This is a genomic window from Clostridium sp. UBA7791 (assembly GCF_002480755.1).
Lineage (GTDB): Bacteria > Bacillota > Clostridia > Clostridiales > Clostridiaceae > Clostridium_J > Clostridium_J sulfidigenes.
The window spans coordinates 197598-222767 of the sequence record NZ_DLCT01000005.1; the positions used below are offsets into that span (position 1 = coordinate 197598).

Here is a 25170-nt window from a genome sequence, read left to right on the forward strand (position 1 = left end):
AAGAAATTTTTAATAATGAATTATCTCAAAATTGATTAAATCTAAAATTTTTATTGAAATTGTATCTATATGGAATAATAGGTATCAATCAAATAAAAATGAGGATTAATTATAACCAATTTTGAGATATTTTTGTTTATAAGTAAAAATATTTTTATGAAGGATTTTAAATTTGAAAATTCAATATTAGATATGACAAAAATTAAGGTGTGAAAACGTATTATTTTGTTGTGTGTAACATAGAAGTGACAAAAATCCTTTGATATAATTTGATAAAAGGAGGAGGTAGCAATGAAAATTGTAATTTCTATAGATTCTTTAAAGGGAAGTTTAACCTCAATTGAAGCAGCTAATGCAATAAAAACAGCAATATTGAATGTAGATAATAATTCAGATATAAAAATAATGCCCTTAGCAGATGGGGGAGAGGGAACTGTAGATGCCTTAGTAGAAGGCATGAATGGTGAAGGTAAAATTATATCTGTTACAGGTCCAGTGGAAGAAAAGGTGAAGGCTAAGTATGGGATATTAAAAAATAACAATACAGCAATAATAGAAATGGCTCAAGGGGCAGGTTATGCACTTGTTCCACAAGAACTAAGAAATCCTTTAAAAACTACTACCTATGGAGTTGGAGAAATAATAAAAGCTGCCATAAAAGAAGGATGTAGAAACTTTATAGTTGGAATAGGTGGAAGTGCTACTAATGATGCAGGAGTAGGAATGCTACAGGCCTTAGGATATGAGTTTTATGATGAAAATAATGAACCTGTTGGTTTTGGTGGCCAGGTATTAAATAAGATAAAAACTATAAAAACACATAATAAATTGAAGGAGTTAGATGAGTGTACCTTCAAAATAGCTTGTGATGTGACCAATCCTTTGTATGGAGAAAATGGAGCAGCCTATGTTTATGGACCACAAAAAGGTGCAACTCTTGATATGGTGAAAGAATTAGATAGAGGACTTAGAAATTTTGCACAGGTGGTTAAAAAAGACTTAGGAAAAGATATAGCTGAGACAGAAGGTGTGGGAGCAGCAGGTGGACTTGGATTTGCATTTTTAGGGTTCTTAAATTCAAAACTAGAATCTGGAATTAAGATAATATTAGAAGAAATTAAGTTAGAAGAAGCCTTAAAGGATGCAGATTTAGTTATTACTGGTGAGGGTAGACTAGATAATCAAACTGCCATGGGAAAAGCGCCTATAGGAGTTGCTAAGCTTGCTAAAAAACATAAGGTTAAGGTAATAGCAGTGGCAGGATGCACTACAGAAGATGCTGTTAAGTGTAATGAAGAAGGAATAGATGCCTATTTTTCTATAATAAATTCAGCTATGACTATAGAAGAAGCAGTTAATAAAGAAACAGCTATAAAGAATATGACATCAACAATGACGCAAATTTTCAGACTTATAAAGACAATGAAAGAATAAAAATCTTAAATAGGGGTGACGATAATGGAAGTACAGATTACAACATTAGGAGCTTTACTTGGGCTTGTAGTAGCCATAGTATTAATCATTAAAAAAGTACAACCTGTATATAGTTTAATATTAGGTGCAGTAGTTGGAGGGTTAGTAGGTGGAGCTGGAATTGAAGGAACCGTAAGTGTAATGATAAGCGGAGCAAAAGATATCATGCCAGCAATTCTTCGTATAGTGACCTCTGGAGTTTTAGCAGGAGTACTTATTAAGACAGGAGCAGCAGCTAAAATTGCAGATCAAATTGTAAAAAGCTTAGGTGAGAAAAGAGCACTATTTGCCATAGCGTTATCAACCATGATACTAACAGCTGTTGGAGTATTTATAGATGTAGCAGTAATAACAGTAGCACCTATAGCCCTTGCAATAGCGAAGAAATTAGGATATTCACCTATGGTTATACTTTTAGCTATGATTGGTGGAGGTAAGGCAGGAAATATAGTATCGCCAAACCCTAATACCATAGCAGCAGCAGAAAATTTTGGAGTAGAATTGTCATCTTTAATGGTAGCTAATATAATTCCTGCCATAGTTGGGCTTGTAGTTACAGTAATATTGACTTCTTTACTTAATAAAAAGTATAGAGGTGCAAAAGAAACAAAAATAGAAGATGTTGAAGAGGTGGAATTGCCATCTTTCTTTGCAGCAATAATTGGTCCAATTGTAACTATAATTTTACTATCACTTAGACCATTAATAGGAATATCAATAGATCCACTTATAGCATTGCCAGTTGGAGGTATTATAGGAGTTTTAGTTATGGGTAAAGGTAAAAATATTAACGAATATCTAACCTTTGGATTATCTAAAATGATGCCTGTAGCAATACTTTTAATAGGGACAGGTACTGTAGCAGGAATAATAAAGGCATCAGGATTACAGGCTACAACTATAGGAGTGCTTAATGCTTTAAATATGCCAGCATTTGTATTGGCACCTATTTCTGGAATATTAATGTGTGCTGCTACAGCTTCAACAACCTCAGGGTCAACTATAGCATCAGCTACATTCTCACAAGCCATAGTGGGAGTAGGTATATCACCTATAGGAGGAGCGGCGATGGTTCATGCTGGAGCTACAGTTCTTGATCATCTACCACATGGTTCTTTCTTCCATGCAACAGCAGGAGCAACAGGGATGAGCATAGGACAGCGTTTGAAATTAATACCATATGAATCTTTAGTAGGATTATCAATGACTTTAGTTTCTACAATAATGTGGGGAATTATATTCTAGTTTAGTAAGTATAGATATAATAGTTAAAAAGAAATACAATATTTAAATTTTAAAAGTAATAGAGCAATATCAAGTTTTAAAATCCATAGACTCTTAATTAAATAGGAAAATACTATCATTAAGGAATACTTATGAATTCTTTGATGATAGTATTTTTATTTTAAAGCCTTCTTTAAATCACTAGTCATTGACTATAATATTAATTAATTTTAGTAATTAATAATTAATATGTTAACCTATAAAATTGTAAATTACAAAAGTGTAAGATAAGTGTAAGTTACTTCGATAACATATGTGAACTAAGAGATGTATAATAAACTTATAAGGAGGAGTTGCAATGAAGAAGTTATTAGTTAAACTTACTTTAGGGATTATTGTTTTAATGACAGCACTTGGAGTTTTTGTTTTACAAGATGGATATTCTTTATATAGAGCTGCTACCTCTGATATAGGGGTACAAGAAAAAATTAATGATATAAGAAATGGTAAGGATTATGTAACTATAGATGGAATCTCTAAAGACTTCCTAGATGCTATTGTATCCGTAGAAGATCATAGATTTTATAATCATAATGGAATAGATTTAATAGCCATAGGAAGGTCAGCTATTAGTAATATTGATGCAGGGAAAATAATTATGGGGGGAAGTACAATAACACAGCAATTAGCAAAAAACTTATTTTTTACCCATGAGCAAAGATTGGAAAGAAAAATTGCGGAAATTTTTGTGGTTAGAGAACTAGAAAATAATTACTCAAAGGAAGAAATATTAGAGCTATATGTAAATGTAATATATTATGGCGATGGCTATTCTGGAATTAAACAAGCCTCTAAAGGATACTTTAATACATCACCCAATGAAATAACTTTATCTCAATCATTGTTGTTAGCTGGATTACCACAATCACCAGAAAACTATGCATTATCTAAAAATTATGAAAGAGCAAAGGAAAGAAGTGAAGTTGTATTAATGTCTATGATAAGAAATAATGTTATTTCAAGAGAGGAAGCAGAGTTACTATGTAACGGTAAAATGGATAAAACTTTCAATAAGGCTACGCTTGCTTCAGAAACTATAAATTAAGGGTTGAAAAAGCTATAAATTAAAACTTATAGGTTGTACTTTAATAATAATAGGTACAACCTATATTTTTGTACTTTTAAAGTGGTATGATTAGTATATATAGTATGAGAATATATTTATTAATATTATTTAATTGTAAATAATCGGGGTAAATTTATTTGCAATTGCTAGTTATATAGGGGGTTATTATGGAGATTAAAGATCAAGAAGTAGAAAAAAGTGTGAATATAAAGAAGAGGATAATTATAGGTATTATAATTTCCATTAGTATTTTGCTAATTATATATTTAAGTACATCTTTATATTTTATGAAGAGATTTTATTTTGGAACTAAGATTAATGGAGTTAGTGTTACTGGAAAAACCACGGAAGATATAGAAGCTGATATATTAGCAGAAAGTGAAGCTTATATATTAAAGTTAAAGCAAAGAGGTAATATTGAAGAAAATATAAATGGAAGCGACATTGAATATAAGTATAATTTAGAAAACAAAATTGGAGACTTGAAGGATAATCAAAGTGCTTTTGGATGGATTTATGGAGTTTTTAATACTAGCGATTATAAGTTAGAAAAAAAAGTATCTTATAATGATGAATTGTTAAAAAAGAAGTTTCGTAGTTTAAATTGTTTTAAGAATGATAATGTAATTAAACCTGAGAGTGCTAAAATTGAATATGAAAATAAGGAATACGTAATTAAAGATGAAGTACAAGGAAATAAGGTAAATAAAGATATATTATATAAAAAAGTTAAGGAAGCACTTAATAATAAAGTAGATGAAATAAATTTAGAAGAAATTGAATGCTATGAAAAACCAAAGTATACTGTTGCTTCAAAGGAAGTGGTAAATGCTAAAAATACTCTTGATAAGTATATAGGCTCAGTAATTACTCATAAATTTGGAGATAATAAAGAAGTATTAAATGGAGATTCTATTCATAATTGGCTTGATATTGATAAAAACTTTAAGGTATCTATTAATGAAGAAAAGGCAAGAGAATATGTAAATTCACTGTCTATTAAGTACGATACTTATGGGGCTACAAGAAATTTTAAAACCTCCATTGGAACTACCGTAAATGTAAGCGGAGGTAACTATGGATGGTTAATTAATTATAGTGAAGAAACTGAAACTTTAATTAATGCTATTAAAGATGGAAAAAAGGAAGAAAGACAACCTATATATGCTCAAACAGCTGTAGCTTATGGTGCAAATGATTTCGGAAATACATATGTAGAAATTAATTTAACAACCCAGCATATATGGTTTTACAATGATGGAGTTTTAATTACGGAAGGGCCTATGGTTAGTGGTAATGCTGATAGTAAGCATGCTACTCCACCAGGTATTTACAGTTTAACTTACAAAGAAAAAAATGCAACTTTAAGAGGAGAAAATTATGCGGCACCCGTTAGTTATTGGATGCCTTTCAATGGGGATATTGGTATCCATGATGCTACTTGGCGCTCAAAATTTGGAGGGCAAATTTATATAACAGATGGTTCTCATGGATGTATAAATACTCCATATGATGTTGCTAGTAAGATATTTGAATATATAACTCAGGGTACACCAGTAATATGTTATTTTTAGTTTGATTATATAATTAAACCATAGAACTCTTTTTAGTAAAGTAGAATATTATAATTACTATAGAACTAAAAGGAGTTGAAACTATTTGGCTAGGGAAATTAAAGTTGTGCAGCCAAGTAATCCTACAGACGAGGAAAGGCATAGTATGCTAAGGCTTGCTTTAGAGGAAGTAGGTCGAATAGAAGACTATGATAATTTAATTGAACTACTTAGCCCGCCAAAGGACATTACAACCATATTACCACCGGGTGGATGCAAAGGCATTAATATAGGTATAATAGGAGGAGGAATTGCAGGTTTATCTGCTGCTTTTGAGCTTAGGAAATTGGGTTTTGACATAACTATATTTGAACAGCAAAAGGAACGTATAGGAGGAAGAATTTATACTTACTATTTTGATGAAAATAAAAGATTTTATGGTGAGCTTGGTGCTATGAGAATACCAGTAAGTCATGAAGCTACATGGAAGTATATAAATCAATTTAAATTAAGAACAACACCTTTTATTCAAAATAATGATAATGCCTTTATTTATGTGAGAAATAAAAGAGCTATCAATGATCCAGATGGAATAAGTGTTATGGAGAAAATATATCCTGAATTTAATTTAGCACCATGGGAAAGACAAGAGCCATGGCAAAAGCTTGTAAGTTATGGCTTAGGAGCTAGCTTACTTCAAATTAGCCCAGATATAAGAAGAGAGTTATTACAAAATAAAAAAAGGTACTCTCCAGAAATTGAATACTTTGACAGCTTAAGCATAAGAAGAGAACTTGAAGAACGGGGATTAAGTGAAGGTGCTATAGAAATGTTATCATCTATTGTTACATTTTCTGGATGGCTCTATGATAATAGTTATATAGAAAGTCTCCAAGAACAGTATGCTGTAGATGATGCTTTTAGGTACCAAATTGATGGAGGAACAGTATGGTTACCTATTGCAATGTATCATTCATTAATGTCACTTGACCCTAAAGAGTATAATGACATTTTACAGGATCAACTAGGACATATAACTTGGAAAAGTGGGAATAGAGTAGAAGGTATATACAAAAATAACGAAGATAATAAAGTTATTTTAGAATATAAAAGTGAACAAGAAATAAGTAGTCACCACCAGAGCTTTGATTTTGTAATATGCACTATACCATTTTCTAGCCTTCGTAATGTAAATATATATCCTATGTTTAGCACAGAAAAAATGCAAGCAATCAAAGAGGTTAATTATATAGCAGGACAAAAAACTCTCTTTATGTGTAAGGAGAAATTTTGGGAAGAAGGGGGACCTAGTAAAGCAATAATAGGTGGAGCCTCTTATACAGACTTACCAATAGGAAGTATATGGTACCCATCTTATAATATTGAGTACAATATTGCCGATTTGGAAAGTCAGGTAATACCTTCTGTGAGAAGAGAGTATAAAAGTTATGGAGGGGCTGGGGTTCTTTTAGCATCCTACAATCTATCTAGAGATGCAATGCGTCTTGGTAATTTAGAACCAATAACTAGATTAGAATGGATAAAAATACAAGTAGAGCATGTCCAAGGACTTAAACAAGGATATCTTGATGATATAGTATTAGATAGTAAAACCATACAATGGGATAATGAACAAGGATTTTTTGGAGCTGTTTGCTATTATATGCCTGGCCAAAAAAGGCTATTTGCCTATGCTTCTAGCCAGCCTGAATATGATAATAGAGTATATTTTGCTGGTGAACATATTTCACAGGAACATGGATGGATACAAGGAGCAATAAAAAGTGCAATGATTGCTGCAAATGAAGTAGCAGAACATTGTAAAAATTATATGAAAATAGGTATAAATTAAAAATGAGGTTATATCAAAATATATTAAATCTTATATTAATTTAAGATTAATAGATTATTTTGATATGACCTTTTCTAATATTAATTAAAATAGAGGATATATGCTAAAGGTTGTAACAAATGGTACATAACTTCTGCTACATTTTGTTTATAATAAAGGTAGTAAATCAGTAGGGGGGTATTACCATGAATTTAAATAATTTAATGAGACAACACGGAGACATATCAGATGAAATAAGGCTAATAAAAGAAATGATAAATAAAAATGTTATGGCATTAAATGCAATGGAAGCAGCAAGCCATATAAATAAACTCGCAGGGAAATTACAAATTCACTTAACATCAGAGGATAAATTTTTATATCCAACTTTGATTAATGGTAAAGATTTATCACTTAAGAAAATGGCTAATTTATATATGAATGAAATGGGTGAAATTTCACAAGTATTCACTAGTTATAAAAATAAATTTAATACTAAGAATAAAATTGAAGCTAATTTAATGGAATTTGTTGAAGAAACTAAGTGTATATTAAAAGCTATAGAGACAAGGATTACCAAGGAAGAAAATGAATTATATAAAATGATAAATGTTAATTAGCATCATAAATTTTTATATATTTTATTACTAAAAATGGAATTAATTAATATATTATAGGTGGTTTATACAATAAATTAGTTAATATTAAATAAAAATACAATAAATTGATTTAACACAAATAAAATATTTAAAGAATATAAATTCATAAAATATTATCTTGCATAATTAAAAATGTATGATAATATACAATGGATTATAAGCAAAATAGCTAAATACAAGGGTTTGAAGATGATTTAAAATAGTTCGAATAGAATTATTTTAAATCATTTTTTCATTCAAGTCATTATATTTGCAAGTATAAAAATATTAAATTTCAGTTGTACATAATAATTTTATAAAAATGCTATACTTTATAAAAAGTGTGTGATATAATTAAAAACATGTTATTGGAGTCCAATTATTTTTGTTAAAAAAATATATTTTGCATAAACTAAAGATTATATATTGCATAAATTTATAAAGTTTTTAGTTGAAAATAATAAAAGATGGTGGTGTTTTTTATATGACTAAGAAAAAATTCAAAAGAGTATTAGTAGCAAATAGAGGAGAAATTGCAATAAGAATATTTAGAGCTTGTCACGAGCTTGGAATAAGAACTGTTGCTATATATTCTGAGGAGGATAAGCTTTCTCTTTTCAGAACAAAGGCTCATGAAGCCTATCAGATTGGAAAGAATAAAAGCCCTGTTGACGCTTATTTAAATATTGATGAAATAATTAATCTTGCATTAAAAAAGCGTGTAGATGCCATCCATCCAGGTTATGGATTCCTATCTGAAAATCCTGAGTTTGCTAGAAAGTGTAAAGAGGCAGGAATAGAATTTATAGGACCTAAAGCAGAAATGATGGATAGATTAGGGGATAAAATAAAATCAAAAATTGTAGCAAAAGAAGTTGGTGTACCTGTAATACCAGGAGTAGAAAAACCAATTACTTCAGAGACGGAAGCAATTAAATTTGCAAAAGAATGTGGATATCCAATCATGCTAAAGGCTGCTGCCGGTGGTGGTGGAAGAGGTATGAGGATAGTAAGAAAAGAAGAAGAACTTCTTGAGTCTTTTAAAAGTGCTAAAAATGAGGCAAAAAAGGCTTTTGGAATAGATGATATATTTATAGAAAAATATCTAGAAGGACCTAAACATATTGAGATTCAAGTTCTTGGAGATAAGCATGGTAATATAGTTCACCTTTATGAAAGAGATTGTTCAATACAAAGAAGACATCAAAAGGTTATTGAATTTAGCCCAGCAGTATCTCTAAGTGAAGAAAAAAGACAAGTTATCTGTGAAGATGCTTTAAAGATTGCAAAATCTGTAGGATACATAAGTGCCGGAACTTTAGAGTTCTTAGTAGATATACATGGCAATCACTATTTTATTGAGATGAATCCAAGAATACAAGTAGAACATACTGTTAGCGAAATGACTACAGGAATAGATATCGTTCAAAGTCAAATTTTGATAGCACAGGGATATAGTTTAGATTCTAAGGAAATAGGAATCTGTTCACAAGAAGATGTAAAACCAAGAGGTTTTGCAATCCAATGTAGGGTAACTACAGAAGATCCTTCTAATAGTTTTGCCCCAGATACAGGGAAAATAGATGTTTATAGAACAGGTTCAGGATTTGGGATAAGACTAGATGGAGGAAATGGATTTAGTGGTGCTGTAATTAGTCCATATTACGATAGTTTACTTGTAAAAACAACAGCTTATTCTAGAACCTTTGAAGATACAATTAGAAAATCCATACGTTCCATTAAAGAGTTGAATATTACTGGAGTTAAGACCAATATAGATTTTCTAATAAACGTATTAAATAATGAAACCTTTAGAAGAGGACAATGTGATACTAATTTCATAGCAGATAATCCTCAATTATTTGATATAAAACCTAGAACTGATGAAGAATATAAGGTTTTAAAAATCATTGGAGAAAAAATAGTAAATGAAACTAAGGGAAATAAGAGAGAATTTGACGTACCAGTTATTCCAGTTATAGACTCTTTAGAAGGAATACAAGGTACTAAGAAAATATTAGATGAACAAGGTCCACAGGGTGTTGTAAATTGGATCAAGAATCAGAAAAAACTATTAATTACTGATACTACTATGAGGGATGCACAACAATCCTTAATGGCTACAAGAGTGAGAAGTAGAGATATGTTCAACATTGCAAAGGCGACCTCAGCCTATGGAAGAGATTTGTTTTCTCTTGAGATGTGGGGGGGAGCTACCTTTGATACGGCTTACAGATTCTTAAAAGAATCTCCATGGGAAAGACTTGAGGAATTAAGAAAAAGAATTCCTAATGTTATGTTCCAGATGCTGATAAGAGGAGCTAATGGAGTAGGATATAAAAATTATCCAGATAACGTAATAAGAGAATTTATAAGAGAATCTTCAAAGAGTGGTATAGACATATTTAGAATTTTTGACTCACTTAACTGGTTAAAGGGTATAGAGACATCGCTTGATGAAGTTTTAAACTGTGGGAAATTAGCAGAAGTTGCTCTATGCTATACTGGAGATATTTTAGATGTAACTAGAGATAAATATAGTCTTGAATACTATGTAAATAAGGCTAAAGAAATAGAAAAAATGGGAGCTCATATACTTGCTATAAAGGATATGTCTGCATTGCTTAAACCTTATGCAGCTAAAAAACTTATTAAGGCATTAAAAAATGAGATTTCAATACCTATTCATTTACATACTCATGACACTACTGGAAATGGTGTAGCAACTGTGCTTATGGCAGCCGATGCAGGAGTAGATATTGTAGATACAACCTTTAATAGTATGTCTGGTTTAACTAGCCAACCAGCTCTAAACTCTGTAGTAGCAGCTCTTGAAAATACAGACAGAGATACTGGCATAAATGTAAGTGAAATTCAAAAGTTATCAAATTATTGGGATGCTGTAAGACCAGTATATGAACAGTTTGAATCAGGACTTAAGTCAGGTAGAGCAGAAATTTATAAATATGAGATTCCAGGGGGACAATATTCAAACTTAAAACCTCAGGTAGAAAGTTTTGGACTTGGTCATAGATTTGAAGAAGTTAAATCTATGTACAAAGAGGTAAATAATATGGTAGGGGATATAATAAAAGTTACACCTTCTTCAAAAATGGTAGGGGACATGGCTATTTTCATGGTTCAAAATGGATTAACTTCTGAAAATATCTGTGAAAAGGGAAGAAATATGGCTTTTCCAGATTCGGCAGTATCTTATTTCAAAGGGATGATGGGTCAACCAGAAGGTGGATTCCCAGAGGAACTACAAAAGATAGTTTTAAAGGGTGAAAAGGCTATAACAGATAGACCAGGAGAATTATTACCACCTGAAGACTTTAATAAAATTGAAGAATATTTAAAGGATAAATATAAATATACTCCATCTAAAAAAGATGTTATAAGTTATGCTTTATATCCTGAAGTATTTGAAGATTTCTTAAAATTTGTTTCAGAATATGGTGATGTAAGTCGTATGGGTAGTGATGTATTCTTCCATGGACTTGCAGAGGGTGAAACATGTGAAGTTGAAGTTGCAGAAGGCAAGACCCTTATAGTTCAATTTATAGAAATAGGTAAATTAGATTCAGAAGGATATAGAACTCTAGCCTTTGAAATTAATGGAAATAGAAGAGAAATTAAAATTAAAGATAAAACAGCAAGTGCTTTAAAGAGTAATGGTAAAGATAGCTCTATAAAGATGGCTAATGCTGAGGATAAGCTAGAGATTGGAGCGAGTATTCCTGGAACTATAATTAAAGTCTTAGTAGAAAAAGGACAACAAGTTAAAGAGGGAGAAAGCTTACTGACAATAGAAGCAATGAAAATGGAAACTAATATAGTAGCTTCTATGGATGGTACTATTGACTCCATCCTTGTATCAGAAGGACAACAAGTAAAGACAGGACAATTACTAGTAAAATTAAAGTAATAACATCTACTTAATTTGTAGCAAAATAAATTGCCTATAAAAAATTTATATATATTATAAAAGACTTACTTAATGTTTTATCACTAAGTAAGTCTTTTGCATTGTCATTATACTCACTAAATATTATAATGAGTAATTGATTTTCACATTAAGCAGTAGTTGGTGGAGTGAAAACTCTTGTAGCAAGTTCTTCATCTAACATATATAAAGCTGCTGGATTATCTTCAGCTCTTTTAATCTTTTTAAGAAGAGTGTTGAAGGTGTTTTCTTCTTCAACCTGCTCATCTATGAACCATCTAAGTAAGCTTATAGTTGCATGTTCTTTTTCTTCGGAAGCAATATCTGCTAACTTATAAATTCTACTTGTAACTAGTTGTTCATGTTTATAACCAGTTTCAAATACATCTATTATACTTTCATATTTGCCCTCTGGTTTATCAATTTTATCTAATTCAACAACACCATTTTTTTGAAAAATATAGTCATAAAGTTTCATTGCATGGAATAATTCCTCTTGAGCTTGAACTCTAAAGAAATTAGCTATTCCACCTAAATCAACAGATTCAGCATAGGCTGCCATAGCTAAATAAGTGTAAGATGAGTAAAATTCAAAGTTTACTTGGTCATTAAGATTTTTTAATAAATTATCACTTAACATTAGTATACCTCCTTATAATCCTTAGTTTATTGTAGGATTTTAAATATTTAGTACTATTCTACATGATTTACCATAGTTATTCAAATTATAACAACTATAACAATTTAATAATAGGAATAAATATAAAAAGTCCTAAAATATTGTAGAAGGTAAATTTCTTTAAAAACTTACCACTATAGGATTTAAATTCCTTCACATATAACTTAAATGATATAACACTTGCCATAGATGCAATTATTGTGCCCATTCCTCCAACATTAACACCTAGTAAAAGCTCTTTATAATAATTTGTGAAGTTTGCAATGAGCATTGTAGCAGGTACATTACTTATACCTTGACTCAGCAGAATAGATGCAAAGTAAGTATTATTAGCTCTATTTAGTATTTGTGATAAAAAGCTTTTTACAACACCTAGAGAGGAAATATTGCCTATAAATATGAAGAAACCTATAAAAGTAATAAGTAAGGAGTAATCCACTTCCTTTAATAGATTTTTATTGATTATCAAGGTTAATATCAAGGTTACCCCCATGGAAGTTCTATAATCTATAAATTTAAATACAGATAAAATAGCTATAATAAATAAAATAGTAAAAATAATAATACCTTTTGTGTTGAATCCGGAAATATTATCTAGACTAGGAACATTAATATTTTCTTTATTATTTATAATTAATATAGTTAAAAATATAATAGCAGTTATAACTAAAGGTAGAGTTATCCTAAAAAAGTCCACAGGAGTTAGATTATAAAAGGAATAAATAAAAAGATTCTGTGGATTTCCCATAGGGGTTAGACTACTACCTAAGTTGGCAGCTAAAGTTTGAAAAATTACTAGTTTTAATGGATTAACCTTAATCTTTTTACTAATTATTATAGTTAACGGTACAAAGGTAAGTAGAGCTACATCATTAGTTACTAACATTGAGGAGAAAAAGGTTATAAATATTAGGGAAAAACATAATGATGTGTAGCTTGTACATTTATTTAATATAGACACTGCAATGAAGTCTAATATCTTTAAATCTTTAAAGGCTGCCACAATAATCATTAAATTTAGCAATAAAAATAAAACCTTAAAATCTATATACTCTATCTTGGGTATAGCTATAAAGGAAGAGAGAATAGCTAAAGTTATAGCTATTACTAATATAGTCTCGGTTTTGAAGAATTTTATAATTTGATTTTTATAAATTTGTACTATTTTCATTTGTATATCTCCATTTTAAAAATTAAGCTATGTATTACTTTGATTATAAATTAATTATTAAGTAAAACATAGCCTAAATATAATTATATATTTAATTAATTGAAGGTTTCCAAGTACCCTTATAATAAAAGTATACAGATAACGCAGTTCCTATTATCCAACCAAGAGGGAAGGCCCACCAGATACCGGAGTATCCTATTATTGAAGCTAAAATGAAGGAAAGGGCTACTCTTAGTATTAAATCAGAAAAGGTGGCAAACATAAAGTCTTTCATAGCTCCGGCTCCACGGAGAACACCATCACATACCATCTTAAGACCTACTACTAAATAAAAAGGTGCTAGGGTTCTTAGAAACTCAGTACCCACATTAATTACATCTATGCTCTCACTAGAATCTACAAACAATCCAATTAATTTTGGAGCAAGGATTAAAAATAGAATAAGAATTCCACCACATATACTTAAGGTTATAGCTACTGCAGCTTTATATCCTTCTCTCACCCGGGAAATTTTCTTTGCACCAATGTTTTGTGCAGTGAAGCTAGAAAGTGCACTAGACATAGTACTCATAGAAGTAAGAGCAATGGTATGAACTCTAAAGGCAGCAGAATATCCTGCTACGACTATGGCTCCGTAGCTATTAACTAGACCTTGTACACAAATTTGACCTACAGATATAAAGGATTGTTGCATTATACTTGGTATGGCAATTCTACTTATACGTTTTAAAATGTAACTACTAAAGTAAGGATACTTTTCAGTGACTTCAATTTTACGTAATCTCATAATAAGGCACACTATAGCTAGTATAGAAGAAAGACCTTGAGCAATAAAAGTAGCCCAAGCAACTCCAGATACACCCATTTTAAAAGTTATAACAAACACTAGGTCTAAAATAATATTAAATATAGAAGAGAAAATTAAAAGATATAAAGGTGTTTTGGAATCTCCTAAACCGTTAAATATGGCGGTGGCAGTATTATATAAAAATAAAAATATAATTCCGCTTATGTATATTTGTAAATAAAGGGCAGAATCAGAAAATATATTTTCTGGAGTATGAAGAAGTCTCATAAGAGGCTTACAAAAAATACTACCCAAGATAGTTAAAATAATGCTAAGACTAGTTAGAGATATTATAGCTGTTGAAATTGCAGATTTCATAGTAGTATATTTTTTTGAACCAAAGATTTGTGCAACTACAACAGAGCATCCCATACTAGAGCCTACAGCTACGGCGATGAATAGTGCAGTTATAGGATAAGAAGCACCTACAGCAGCTAAAGCATTTACTCCTATAAATTTTCCTGCTACAATACTATCCACAATATTATAAAGTTGTTGAAAAAGTGAACTAAGTAACATGGGAAGAGAAAAAGTCCATAAAATTTTAAAAGGGTTTCCAATGGTCATATCAGTGATAGAACTATCTTTAATCTTATTATCCCTTTTAGTGATAGTTTCAGAGTTCATAATAGTTTACCTCCTCAAATGATATAATTATAGATTTTAATCTAAAGTTTATAATTTAAAACTAAGTTTATATATACCTTAAGATAAAAAAATCCCCTTATCATTATAGGATGTATGTAAAAGAAGAGCAACGAAGGATATATATAGGAATATTGTGATAAAATTAGAATAATAGGGTACATTGGAGGTAATTGATTAGATTTGCTCTAGGAGCCTTAATTACAGTAATATCAATGGGTTTACCATGTAAGAACATAACATTATTGAAACTGGAGAAATTAATATAAAATATTAAATCAATGGAGTGATAATATAATGAAAATATTAATAATGCGTGTGACACTAAGAGCTTCGTGGGTACATTCTTTAAAGGAAAAGAGAATGGTGATAAAGAGTTTAATGCAAAGACTAAGAAATAAGTTTAATATTTCTGTTGGCGAAGTTGATGAACAAGATATACATCAAACATTAGTTATAGGTATTGCAGGAGTTTGTGGAACATCAGCTCAGGTCCATTCTACCATGGAAAATATAATAAATTTTATAGAAGAAAATACAGATGCAGAAATAATTAAAATTGAGAACGAGGAAGATGTGTTTTGATGTGGTATTAAATGGTGAAAAATTTTAGAAGATATTAAAAAGGGGAAAGTTGCAACACACATAGAGGAAATAAAATAATAAATATTAATAATTCTTTATGTAATTGTATTCACGGTTATAAATTCCATTGACTTCATAGTTAAGCTGTGGGTATTATGTTCTAATAGTGGTAAATAATTAAAGTTAATTATAGAACAGATAATTAAATTATTAATTTATATTATTAGTATTAAAAAATATTTACAAAGGAGGAATTATAAAATGAAATTAATTTTAAAATACTTAAAAAATTATAAAATGCTTCTTATGATTAATATAATATCAGTATTTGGCTTTGCTTTAGTTGAACTTGGAATACCAACTATTATGGCTAAAGTTATCGACAAGGGAATAGCTAATGGTGATATAGAATATATAAAAACAATGGGACTTATAATTGTAGTTATATCTATAATAGGGGTTTTAGGGACAATATTGTTAGGATATTGTTCATCTAAAATATCTACAAATGTAACTAGAGATATAAGGAATGATATATTTAAGAAATCACAAGAGTTTTCTCATAGTGAATATGATAGATTTGGTATATCATCAATGATTACTAGAACTACCAACGATGCATTTCAAGTAATGCAATTTATAAATATATTACTGAGATTAGCGTTGATTACACCAGTAATGTTTATAGTAAGCTTAGTGATGATACTTAAAACAAGTTCATCCTTATCAAGTATATTAGCTGTTACATTACCATTTATAATTATTGGTGTATTCATAATAGCTAAAATTTCCCATCCGTGGTCAGAGATTCAACAGAAAAATTTAGATAAGTTAAACAGAATATCTAGAGAAAATTTGACAGGAATAAGGGTAATAAGAGCTTTCGGTAATGATGATCATGAAAGAGAAAGATTTGCTGAAACTAATAAGGACTATACTGAGATTTCAAAGAAGATTTTCAAGCTTATGTCTATATCTCAGCCAAGCTTTTTCTTAGTGCTTAATTTAGCAATCATAGCCATATTCTGGATTTCTAGTAGCATGATAAATCTGGGAACTCTTCAAGTAGGACAATTAGTTGCTTTTATAGAGTACTTATTCCATGCTATGTTTTCACTTATGTTATTTTCAACTGTATTTGTTATGTATCCCAAAGCACAAGTTTCATCTAATAGAATACAAGAGCTATTAGATGCTGAACCTATTATCAAGAATCCTGAGAATGGAATCAAGAAAAGTAATAATGAAGGAAATGTAGAATTTAATAAAGTTACCTTTACTTATCCAGATGGAGAAGTACCTGTGCTTAAAGATATTTCCTTTACAGCTAAAAAGGGAGAAACTATTGCGTTTATAGGAAGTACTGGTAGTGGAAAAAGTACACTAATAAACCTAATTCCTAGATTTTATGATGTTACTGAAGGAAGTATAAAGATAGATGGGATAGATATTAGAGAATATGATTTAAAGACTTTACGTAAAAAAATTGGATTTATACCTCAAAAGACTAGGTTATTTACAGGAAGTATAGATACAAATATTAGATTTGGTAAAAAGAAAGCTACTGTAGAAGAGGTTGAATATTCTTCAAAGGTGGCCCAAGCCTATGACTTTATAATTAAAAAACCTAAGAAGTTTGAGGAGTTAATAAGTGAAGGGGGAGGTAATGTATCTGGAGGTCAAAAGCAAAGAATATCTATTGCTAGAGCTATAATAAGAAGGCCTGCAATATATATTTTTGATGATAGCTTTTCTGCCTTAGATTTCAAAACAGATGCTACTCTTAGAGCTAAGCTTAAAAATGAAACTAAAGAGGCTGTAGTATTGATAGTTGCTCAAAGAATAAGCTCTATTATGGATGCTGATAAAATTATAGTATTAAATGAAGGTGAAGTAGTTGGAATAGGAACTCATAGAGAGTTACTGAAAAATTGCGATATATATAAAGAGATTGCATCATCACAATTAACAAAGGAGGAGTTGGCATAATGAAGAAGATTAAAAATGCAGTAAGTAAAATTTCTCCCTTTGTAAAACCTTATAAATGGCCTTTTATAGGGGCCATAATATTTGTAATTATAGCAGCGGTCTTTACTGCTCTAGCTCCCATGACAGAAGGATTAATTATAACTCAGCTTACCAAGGATGCCTTTGATATGGCGAAAGGAGTAGCAGGAGCCTCAGTAAACTTTAATTATATAATAAAAATTTTAATAGTTTTAGCCTTTGTATATGTAGGAGGTACAGCATCAACATATGCAGCTAGCTTCATGTTAACTAATGCAATTCAAAATACCATGAGGGATTTAAGAAATGCAGTTCAAGATAAAATTAGAAAATTACCAGTGAGTTACTTTGATAAAAATAGCTATGGAGATGTATTAAGTCGTATTACCAATGATATAGATACTATATCTAATGCATTACAGCAAAGTTTTGTTCAAGTAGTTAATGCAGTTCTTTCATTAACTTTTGCCTTGATAATGATGTTTACAATAAATGTGAAGATGGCACTAGTAGCTATACTTATAATACCTATAAGCTATATGATATCTAGAGTTATAGTTGGAAGATCACAGAAACTGTTTTATAATCAACAAAATGCTTTAGGAAACCTAAATGGTAAGGTTCAGGAGATGTATACTGGCTTTAATGAGATAAAACTATATGGAAAGCAAGATGATGTTATAAGAGAATTTGGAGATATAAATCAAGAACTTTGTAGTACTGGATTTAAAGCTCAATTTATATCAAGTATAATGTCACCCCTAGTTTCTCTAGTAAGTTATTTAGGAATTGCAGCGATTGGAGTATTAGGTGCAATTAATGCCATAGCAGGTGCCATTACTGTTGGAAATCTACAAGCATTTATTCGTTATATATGGCAGATAAATCAACCTCTTTCTCAGGTAACTCAATTATCCTCAGCTATACAATCAGCTTTTGCTGCAGTAGATCGTGTATTTGAGATATTAAATGAAGAAGAGGAAATTACAGATAAAGAGAATTCAATAAAATTAGAAAATCCACGTGGTAATGTTACCTTTGAACATGTTAAGTTTGGATATAGTGACGACAAGCCATTAATAAAAGACTTAAGTGCACAGGTTAAGAGTGGGCAAATGGTAGCCATTGTAGGTCCTACAGGAGCAGGTAAAACTACTCTTATAAACTTGCTTATGAGATTTTATGATATCAAAGAGGGAGCTATAAAGATAGATGGAGTAGACATTAGAGACATGAAGAGGGAAGATCTACGTTCAATATTTGGAATGGTTCTTCAAGATACATGGCTGTATAATGGTACAATTTACGATAATATAAAGTATGGTAGATTTGATGCTACGAAAGGGGAAATAATAGAAGCTGCTAAGATAGCTAATGTACACCACTTTATAAAGACTCTCCCTGATGGGTATAACATGTTTCTTAATGAAGAAGCATCTAATATATCTCAAGGTGAAAAGCAATTGTTAACTATTGCTAGAGCTATAATATCAGATCCTGCCATATTGATATTAGATGAGGCAACAAGCTCTGTAGATACTAGACTAGAGCTATTACTTCAAAAAGCTATGAAGAATATAATGAAGGGAAGAACAAGTTTTGTTATTGCCCACAGACTTTCAACTATTCGTAGTGCGGATTTAATTTTAGTTATAGATGAAGGTAATATTATAGAGCAAGGAACTCATGAAGAGTTAATGATAAAGGGTGGTTTTTACGAGAAACTTTATAATAGTCAATTTAGAAATAATGAAGAAGTAAGAAGTTAAATAATATTAGAAAACGTCTCTTTTTAAGAGACGTTTTTATATTTTTTTAATATACATATATCACAATATAAAATTAAATATACATTTAATTTTATAGTTTAAGTAACCTAATATCATGAAACCCGCATGAGCACAACAACTAGTTAACTAGGTAAATATTTAAATAGGTTTATAGGTATATATTTAAATAGGAACATAGTTTTATAGCTTCATATTTAAATAGTTTATGGTTAAAATCCTATTGAATTTTATTTTTAATTTAATTATTCTGTAATGACATAAATTACAAGTAAGGAATAAAACTATTGAAAAGTAAAATAATGGGTAATACAATATAAGGTATAAGGAATATAGTTAACTATGTTCCATTAAATTATAATTAGGGGGAAAGGGTATGAAAGAGAAAAAAAGACTTACGGCGTTTATAATGTCATTATTTTTATTTGCAACCTTAGTAATGCCAATAAATATTACTGAGGCATATGCAGAAGATAATGATAAAACAAATAATAGCCAAGCTGTAGCTAGTGACGAAAACAGTATAGAGACACAATTACTAGAGGAGACTAATTTAAGTAAGGTTAACAAGGTAGTTGACATTATAAGTTTTAATGATTTCCATGGCAATGTATTAGAGTCTGGTAAAAACATTGGAGCTGCAAAATTAGTAGGAGTTGTAAATGAATATAAAGCTAAAGCTACTACTGAATATGGTGTTATACCAGTATCAGCAGGAGATTTATATCAAGGGACAGCAATTTCTAATCTTACCACTGGTAAACCAGTAACAGCTATGCTAAAAGCTATGGGACTTGAAGCATCTGCTATAGGTAATCATGAATTTGACTGGGGCATTAATAATATAAATGCTTGGTCAAAAGAAGGTGGATTCTCCTTCTTAGCTGCCAATATAGTTAAAAAAGGTACTAAAGAAAGAGTAAGCTATGCGCAACCATATAAAGTAGTTGAAAGAAATGGAGCAAAAATAGGGTTAATAGGAATTTCTACTCTAGAGACAGCAACTTCTACTTTAGCTGAAAATGTAAAAGATGTAGATTTCTTAGATCCAGTAGATACTGTTGCTAAGTGGAACAAAGTACTTAGGGAAACAGAAAAGGTTGATGCTGTAGTAGTTATAGCGCATGCCGGAGCGTATCAAGATATTAATACAAAAGAAATAACTGGGGAAGCTGCTGATATAGCAAAAGTTGAAGGTGTAGATGCTGTAATTGCAGGTCATAACCATTCTGTAGTTTCAGGCGAGGTAAATGGAGTACCAGTAGTAGAAGGTGGATATAATGGTAGAGCCTTAGCTAAGCTTACATTTACCTTTGATCATAGCAACAAACTTATAGACGTAGAGCCTAGTGTGGATGTGTTTTTAGGTAAAGAGGCTACCCTTCCAGTAGATGAAAATGTATTAAAGGAAGTAAATGATATGAATTCAGGTTTAAGTGAAATATTAGGACAAAAGGTAACTTCACTTAAAGAGCGTTTAAGTCATGATGATAAAAACACTGCAGTAACTCCACTTGGTGTAACTGTAGCAGAAACTATGAGAAAAATAGTAGGAACTGAGATAGCTGTAACTAATGGTGGTGGAATTAGAAGAAGTCTAGAACAAGGAAATGTCACTATTGGTGATATGTACGAAATTCTTCCTTTTGATAACACTATAGTAACTCTTGATGTTAAGGGTTCAGACTTATATGGCATCATAGAACATGGAATTAATACAGAGGGATTTGCATGGGGTCAATATGCAGGTATAAAGGTTTGGTGTAATCCAGAAGATGGCAAAATTTCATCTATAAGATTAAATGATGGAACTAAAATTGATATGGATAAATACTATTCGATAGCAATAAATGACTTTATGTTAACAGGTGGAGATAAATATGATTTCTCTAATGCTATAAATGCAGTTAACACAAATGTAGTTATGAGAGATGCAATGGCTGAAGACTGGAACCAAAATGGTGTCCCTAAAGTAGATTTTAATGTATTAGTAGCAGGAGAAGATACAACTGTAGATAAGCCTACAGAAGAAAAACCAACAGAACCTAATGTTCCAGAAGAAGAAAATAAGCCATCAACTCCAAATACTAATAATCCAAGTAAACCAAGCAATCCAAGCAAATTACCTCAAACTGGTGCTCCATTAACCCCAGATGCATTTGCAACTATGGGAATTGTGGTAATTGCATTAGGTGGATATATTGCTAAGAAAAAGAAAAAGTCAGCATAATAAATTGTTAAAATTTTTTTAACGAGCTTTAAAATAAAATTTTTTACTTGATATAATATAGATATAGCACGTAGCTTAACAGCGTAAGTTCGATTGTTAAGCTTATGTGCTTTTTATTTTGGAGGTGATTTTCAATATGTGAATAACTCATAGAGCAATACATAGAAAGAATCATCCCTTTTTTATTATGCAGTTTTGGGGTAATATAGAGGATAGTGATAGGACTAAAGAAAAATAAAGTAATGGAGGGATATAATGAAGGCTTTAATGGATTTACATACCCATACTATTTCTAGTGGGCATGCTTATAGTACTTTAAAGGAAAATATTGAGGAAGCTAGAGATAAGGGGCTAAAGGTCCTTGGAGTTTCAGATCATGCTATATCTATGCCAGGTACAGCTCATGAATATTATTTTAATAATTTAAAGGTGATTAAGGATGAAATTATGGAAGTTAGAATTCTAAAAGGAATAGAGGCTAACATAATGGATTATGAAGGTAGAATAGATGTACAAGAGGAGCTGGCACTAGAACTTGACTATGTCATAGCTAGTATGCATCCACCTTGTGTAGCACCAGGAACCATTGAAGAAAATACTAATGCTTTAATAAAGGTTATGGATAATCCTTATGTTAAAATCATTGGTCATCCTGATGATAGTAGATTTCCTTTAGATTATGAAAAAGTAGTATTAGCGGCTAAAGAAAAAAATATGGTTTTTGAAATGAATAATACATCCATATCTCCAAAGAGCTTTAGAAGAAATGCTAGAGAAAATCAAATAACTCTTCTAAACTTATGTAAAGAACATGGAGTTAAAATAATCATGGGCAGTGACGCTCATATTTATTATGATGTAGGAGAATTTTCATCCTGCTATGAGTTACTTAAGGAGATAGATTTCCCAGAGAAACTTGTTTTAAATTTTAATATGGATTCCTTAGAATATATATTAGGAAAAAGATAATATAAGGTGATATATCAACAAAATGTTATAGTTGTGTGGATATATCACCTTTATTAATAATTAATTGTGTATAAAATCACTAAAGTGGAATACTATTTATGAGGTGATTTTATGAAATCTGTATGGAGTGAAAGCTGTAATTTTAAAAAGAGGGAATCCTTAAATGGAAATATAGAGGCAGATGTAGTAGTTATAGGAGCCGGTATAACAGGAATATTAACTGCCTATATGCTAAAGAAAAAAGGAATAGATGTAGTTATAATTGAGGCTGAAGAGATTTGTAGTGGAAATACAAAAAATACTACTGCGAAGATAACTTCTCAGCATTCCTTAATTTATGATAAGTTAATTAAGGAATTTGGAGAAGCGAAGGCAAGACAATATGCAAGTGCCAATGAGTTAGCTATAAAAAAATATAAAGAAATAATAGAGAATGAGAGAATTAAGTGTGATTTTGAAGAGAAGGATGCTTATCTATATACTATGGATAATGTTGAAGCTTTAGAAAAAGAATTAGAAGCAGCAACTAAGTTAGGAATAAAAACTAAACTTTTAGAAAATACAGAGCTTCCTTTTAAGGTTAAGGCAGCTTTGAAATTTTATAACCAAGGTCAATTTAATCCTCTTAAGTTTTTAGAAGTTATTACTGAAGACTTAACTATTTACGAAAATACTAAAGCTTTAGAAATTAAAGAGGAGCTAGTTGTTACAGATAAAGGGATGGTTGCTGCTAATGTAATAGTAGTAGCTACTCACTATCCAATTATGAATACACCTGGGTATTATTTCATTAGAATGCATCAAGAAAGATCCTATGTTATAGCTTTAGAGAATGCTCAAGATGTCAATGGAATGTACATTGGTATTGATAAATGGGGATACTCTTTTAGAAATTATAAGGACTTATTATTGCTTGGTGGAGGTTCTCATAGAACTGGTAAGAATGAAGCTGGTGGTAAGTATGAAGAATTAAGACAGGTAGCAAGGGAGTTATATCCCAATGCTAAGGAAAAATATCATTGGTCTGCTCAAGATTGTATTCCTATAGATGAAATACCTTACATAGGTCAATATTCCACTGAAACTCCTAATGTATATGTGGCAACGGGTTATAAAAAATGGGGAATGACATCCTCTATGGTGGCAGCTATGATTTTATCTGATATGATATCCGGAAATAAAAATGATTTTGCAGAGATATTTTCTCCTACAAGATTTGATATGTCAGCATCAAGTAAAAACCTAACCCAGGATGTAATAGAAACTACAAAGAATTTTATAGCACAAAAAATTCACATTCCAAGTGAGCAGGTAGAGACGGTAGAAACTGGTCATGGTGGAATTGTAGAATATAATGGAGAGAAAGTTGGGGTATACAAAGATAATAATGGTAATATATTTACTGTAACTACAAAATGTCCTCATTTAGGTTGTGAACTTCAATGGAATCCTGATGAGTTATCATGGGATTGTCCATGTCATGGCTCTAGATTTGATTACAAGGGTAATTGGATAGAAAGTCCAGCTATTAGGGGATTATCCCATGAATAAAATTAAATGTTATACAAGGAAAAAGAGTTTTTTTGAGGGCTGGTATTTTAAACATCAAAAGGGTGAGGATACTATATCCTTTATACCTGGCATAAATATAGATAGTAAAGGAAATAGATCAGCCTTTATACAAGTGATAACTAATAGAAATTCATATAATATAAATTATAGTTTTTCTAAATTTATAGTTTATAAAGATAAGTTAAGAATAAAAGTTGGAGATAGTATTTTTTCATCTAAAGGCATTGAAATCCACATTAAAGATGAGGGATTAACTATAGATGGAAAAATAGAATATGACTTATTGACTCCTGTAAAATATGACATTATGGGACCTTTTAGCTTTATACCTTTCATGGAATGTAGCCATGGCATTATTAGTTTATATCATAAATTAAGGGGAAATTTAATTATTAATGGTGAAGATGTAAGTTTTAATGATGGAGTTGGATATATTGAAACAGATAGAGGCAACTCTTTCCCTAAAACTTATTTATGGACCCAGTGTAATGATTTTAAAAATGAAAAGATATCTATAATGGCAGCTATAGCAGATATACCTTTTATGGGAATAAATTTTAAAGGATGTATATGCGTTGTATATTATAAAGGAAGAGAATATAGATTATCCACCTATAATGGAGTTAAGATTCTTAAATATAATTGCAAGTCACTAATGTTAAAAAGAGGTAAGTATGAACTACAGATAAAAGTTACTGATGGAAATCCACAAAAGTTATTAGCACCCTCAAGTGGTAATATGTGCAGAACTATTCATGAAAATGCAGCTTGCTCAGCTAACTATAAGTTTTATATAGAGGATAATTTAGTCTTTGATATAGAAAGTGATAACTGTAGTTTTGAATATGTGGATAGATAGGAATTTAAATGTCTCTAGACGTGATAAA

The 25170-nt window shown here is 30.6% G+C and carries 17 protein-coding genes; 14 read left to right on the forward strand and 3 right to left on the reverse strand.

Going from position 1 to position 25170, the window contains the following annotated elements; translation table 11 throughout:
* Nucleotides 1-291 precede the first annotated feature (291 nt).
* The 7 genes from B3Z56_RS06425 to B3Z56_RS06455 all read left to right on the forward strand — a co-directional run bounded on the left by B3Z56_RS06425 (nucleotide 292) and on the right by B3Z56_RS06455 (nucleotide 11773).
* Complete coding sequence (locus tag B3Z56_RS06425) at nucleotides 292-1434, forward strand: glycerate kinase (RefSeq protein WP_346878488.1); 1143 nt, start codon at nucleotides 292-294, stop codon at nucleotides 1432-1434.
* Nucleotides 1435-1458: 24 nt separating this feature from the next.
* Entirely contained in the window at nucleotides 1459-2718 is a 1260-nt protein-coding gene (locus B3Z56_RS06430; protein ID WP_346847296.1) for a GntP family permease, read from the forward strand.
* A 337-nt stretch (nucleotides 2719-3055) separates the two neighbouring features.
* The gene (locus B3Z56_RS06435) at nucleotides 3056-3802 is read left to right on the forward strand and encodes a biosynthetic peptidoglycan transglycosylase (protein WP_346847297.1); all 747 of its coding nucleotides are present in this window, start codon (nucleotides 3056-3058) and stop codon (nucleotides 3800-3802) included.
* A 188-nt stretch (nucleotides 3803-3990) separates the two neighbouring features.
* Complete coding sequence (locus B3Z56_RS06440; RefSeq protein ID WP_346847298.1) at nucleotides 3991-5397, forward strand: L,D-transpeptidase family protein; 1407 nt, start codon at nucleotides 3991-3993, stop codon at nucleotides 5395-5397.
* A gap of 85 nt (nucleotides 5398-5482) precedes the next feature.
* Entirely contained in the window at nucleotides 5483-7228 is a 1746-nt protein-coding gene (locus B3Z56_RS06445) for a flavin monoamine oxidase family protein (RefSeq protein WP_414632296.1), read from the forward strand.
* 185 nt (nucleotides 7229-7413) lie between these two features.
* A complete protein-coding gene (locus B3Z56_RS06450) occupies nucleotides 7414-7827 on the forward strand; it encodes a hemerythrin domain-containing protein (RefSeq protein WP_346847299.1) in 414 nt (137 codons plus the stop codon).
* 502 nt (nucleotides 7828-8329) lie between these two features.
* Nucleotides 8330-11773: a pyruvate carboxylase gene (locus B3Z56_RS06455; RefSeq protein ID WP_346878489.1), complete on the forward strand. Its 3444-nt coding sequence runs from the start codon at nucleotides 8330-8332 to the stop codon at nucleotides 11771-11773.
* A gap of 148 nt (nucleotides 11774-11921) precedes the next feature.
* Here B3Z56_RS06455 and B3Z56_RS06460 read toward each other — a convergent pair whose 3' ends face one another.
* The 3 genes from B3Z56_RS06460 to B3Z56_RS06470 form a co-directional block, all read right to left on the reverse strand.
* On the reverse strand, nucleotides 11922-12431 hold the full coding sequence (locus tag B3Z56_RS06460) for a ferritin (protein WP_346847301.1): 510 nt from the start codon (nucleotides 12429-12431) through the stop codon (nucleotides 11922-11924).
* Between the two features lie 94 nt (nucleotides 12432-12525).
* Nucleotides 12526-13641: an SLC13 family permease gene (locus B3Z56_RS06465; RefSeq protein ID WP_346878490.1), complete on the reverse strand. Its 1116-nt coding sequence runs from the start codon at nucleotides 13639-13641 to the stop codon at nucleotides 12526-12528.
* Nucleotides 13642-13732: 91 nt separating this feature from the next.
* Nucleotides 13733-15115 (reverse strand): MATE family efflux transporter, encoded by a 1383-nt coding sequence (locus B3Z56_RS06470; RefSeq protein ID WP_346877231.1) that lies wholly within the window; start codon nucleotides 15113-15115, stop codon nucleotides 13733-13735.
* A gap of 315 nt (nucleotides 15116-15430) precedes the next feature.
* Here B3Z56_RS06470 and B3Z56_RS06475 point away from each other — a divergent pair, with 315 nt between their 5' ends.
* The 7 genes from B3Z56_RS06475 (at nucleotide 15431) to B3Z56_RS06505 (ending at nucleotide 25142) form a co-directional block, all read left to right on the forward strand.
* Complete coding sequence (locus B3Z56_RS06475; RefSeq protein ID WP_035131176.1) at nucleotides 15431-15718, forward strand: DUF503 domain-containing protein; 288 nt, start codon at nucleotides 15431-15433, stop codon at nucleotides 15716-15718.
* A gap of 261 nt (nucleotides 15719-15979) precedes the next feature.
* Nucleotides 15980-17707 (forward strand): ABC transporter ATP-binding protein, encoded by a 1728-nt coding sequence (locus tag B3Z56_RS06480; protein ID WP_346878491.1) that lies wholly within the window; start codon nucleotides 15980-15982, stop codon nucleotides 17705-17707.
* Complete coding sequence (locus tag B3Z56_RS06485; protein WP_346878492.1) at nucleotides 17707-19494, forward strand: ABC transporter ATP-binding protein; 1788 nt, start codon at nucleotides 17707-17709, stop codon at nucleotides 19492-19494. Before B3Z56_RS06480 ends, B3Z56_RS06485 begins: the two co-directional genes overlap by 1 nt.
* A 394-nt stretch (nucleotides 19495-19888) precedes the next feature.
* Entirely contained in the window at nucleotides 19889-21742 is a 1854-nt protein-coding gene (locus tag B3Z56_RS06490) for a 5'-nucleotidase C-terminal domain-containing protein (protein WP_346878493.1), read from the forward strand.
* 255 nt (nucleotides 21743-21997) lie between these two features.
* Entirely contained in the window at nucleotides 21998-22711 is a 714-nt protein-coding gene (locus B3Z56_RS06495; RefSeq protein ID WP_346877235.1) for a phosphatase, read from the forward strand.
* 111 nt (nucleotides 22712-22822) lie between these two features.
* Nucleotides 22823-24262: an FAD-dependent oxidoreductase gene (locus tag B3Z56_RS06500; protein ID WP_346878494.1), complete on the forward strand. Its 1440-nt coding sequence runs from the start codon at nucleotides 22823-22825 to the stop codon at nucleotides 24260-24262.
* A complete protein-coding gene (locus B3Z56_RS06505; protein WP_346847309.1) occupies nucleotides 24255-25142 on the forward strand; it encodes a tocopherol cyclase family protein in 888 nt (295 codons plus the stop codon). Before B3Z56_RS06500 ends, B3Z56_RS06505 begins: the two co-directional genes overlap by 8 nt.
* Nucleotides 25143-25170 lie beyond the last annotated feature (28 nt).

Bases quoted from the DNA above. Each gene is read 5' to 3' on its own strand.
- B3Z56_RS06425 (WP_346878488.1), top strand. From the start codon at position 292: ATGAAAATTGTAATTTCTATAGATTCTTTAAAGGGAAGTTTAACCTCA.
- B3Z56_RS06430 (WP_346847296.1), top strand. From the start codon at position 1,459: ATGGAAGTACAGATTACAACATTAGGAGCTTTACTTGGGCTTGTAGTA.
- B3Z56_RS06435 (WP_346847297.1), top strand. From the start codon at position 3,056: ATGAAGAAGTTATTAGTTAAACTTACTTTAGGGATTATTGTTTTAATG.
- B3Z56_RS06440 (WP_346847298.1), top strand. From the start codon at position 3,991: ATGGAGATTAAAGATCAAGAAGTAGAAAAAAGTGTGAATATAAAGAAG.
- B3Z56_RS06450 (WP_346847299.1), top strand. From the start codon at position 7,414: ATGAATTTAAATAATTTAATGAGACAACACGGAGACATATCAGATGAA.
- B3Z56_RS06455 (WP_346878489.1), top strand. From the start codon at position 8,330: ATGACTAAGAAAAAATTCAAAAGAGTATTAGTAGCAAATAGAGGAGAA.
- B3Z56_RS06460 (WP_346847301.1), bottom strand. From the start codon at position 12,431: ATGTTAAGTGATAATTTATTAAAAAATCTTAATGACCAAGTAAACTTT.
- B3Z56_RS06465 (WP_346878490.1), bottom strand. From the start codon at position 13,641: ATGAAAATAGTACAAATTTATAAAAATCAAATTATAAAATTCTTCAAA.
- B3Z56_RS06470 (WP_346877231.1), bottom strand. From the start codon at position 15,115: ATGAACTCTGAAACTATCACTAAAAGGGATAATAAGATTAAAGATAGT.
- B3Z56_RS06475 (WP_035131176.1), top strand. From the start codon at position 15,431: ATGAAAATATTAATAATGCGTGTGACACTAAGAGCTTCGTGGGTACAT.
- B3Z56_RS06480 (WP_346878491.1), top strand. From the start codon at position 15,980: ATGAAATTAATTTTAAAATACTTAAAAAATTATAAAATGCTTCTTATG.
- B3Z56_RS06485 (WP_346878492.1), top strand. From the start codon at position 17,707: ATGAAGAAGATTAAAAATGCAGTAAGTAAAATTTCTCCCTTTGTAAAA.
- B3Z56_RS06490 (WP_346878493.1), top strand. From the start codon at position 19,889: ATGAAAGAGAAAAAAAGACTTACGGCGTTTATAATGTCATTATTTTTA.
- B3Z56_RS06495 (WP_346877235.1), top strand. From the start codon at position 21,998: ATGAAGGCTTTAATGGATTTACATACCCATACTATTTCTAGTGGGCAT.
- B3Z56_RS06500 (WP_346878494.1), top strand. From the start codon at position 22,823: ATGAAATCTGTATGGAGTGAAAGCTGTAATTTTAAAAAGAGGGAATCC.
- B3Z56_RS06505 (WP_346847309.1), top strand. From the start codon at position 24,255: ATGAATAAAATTAAATGTTATACAAGGAAAAAGAGTTTTTTTGAGGGC.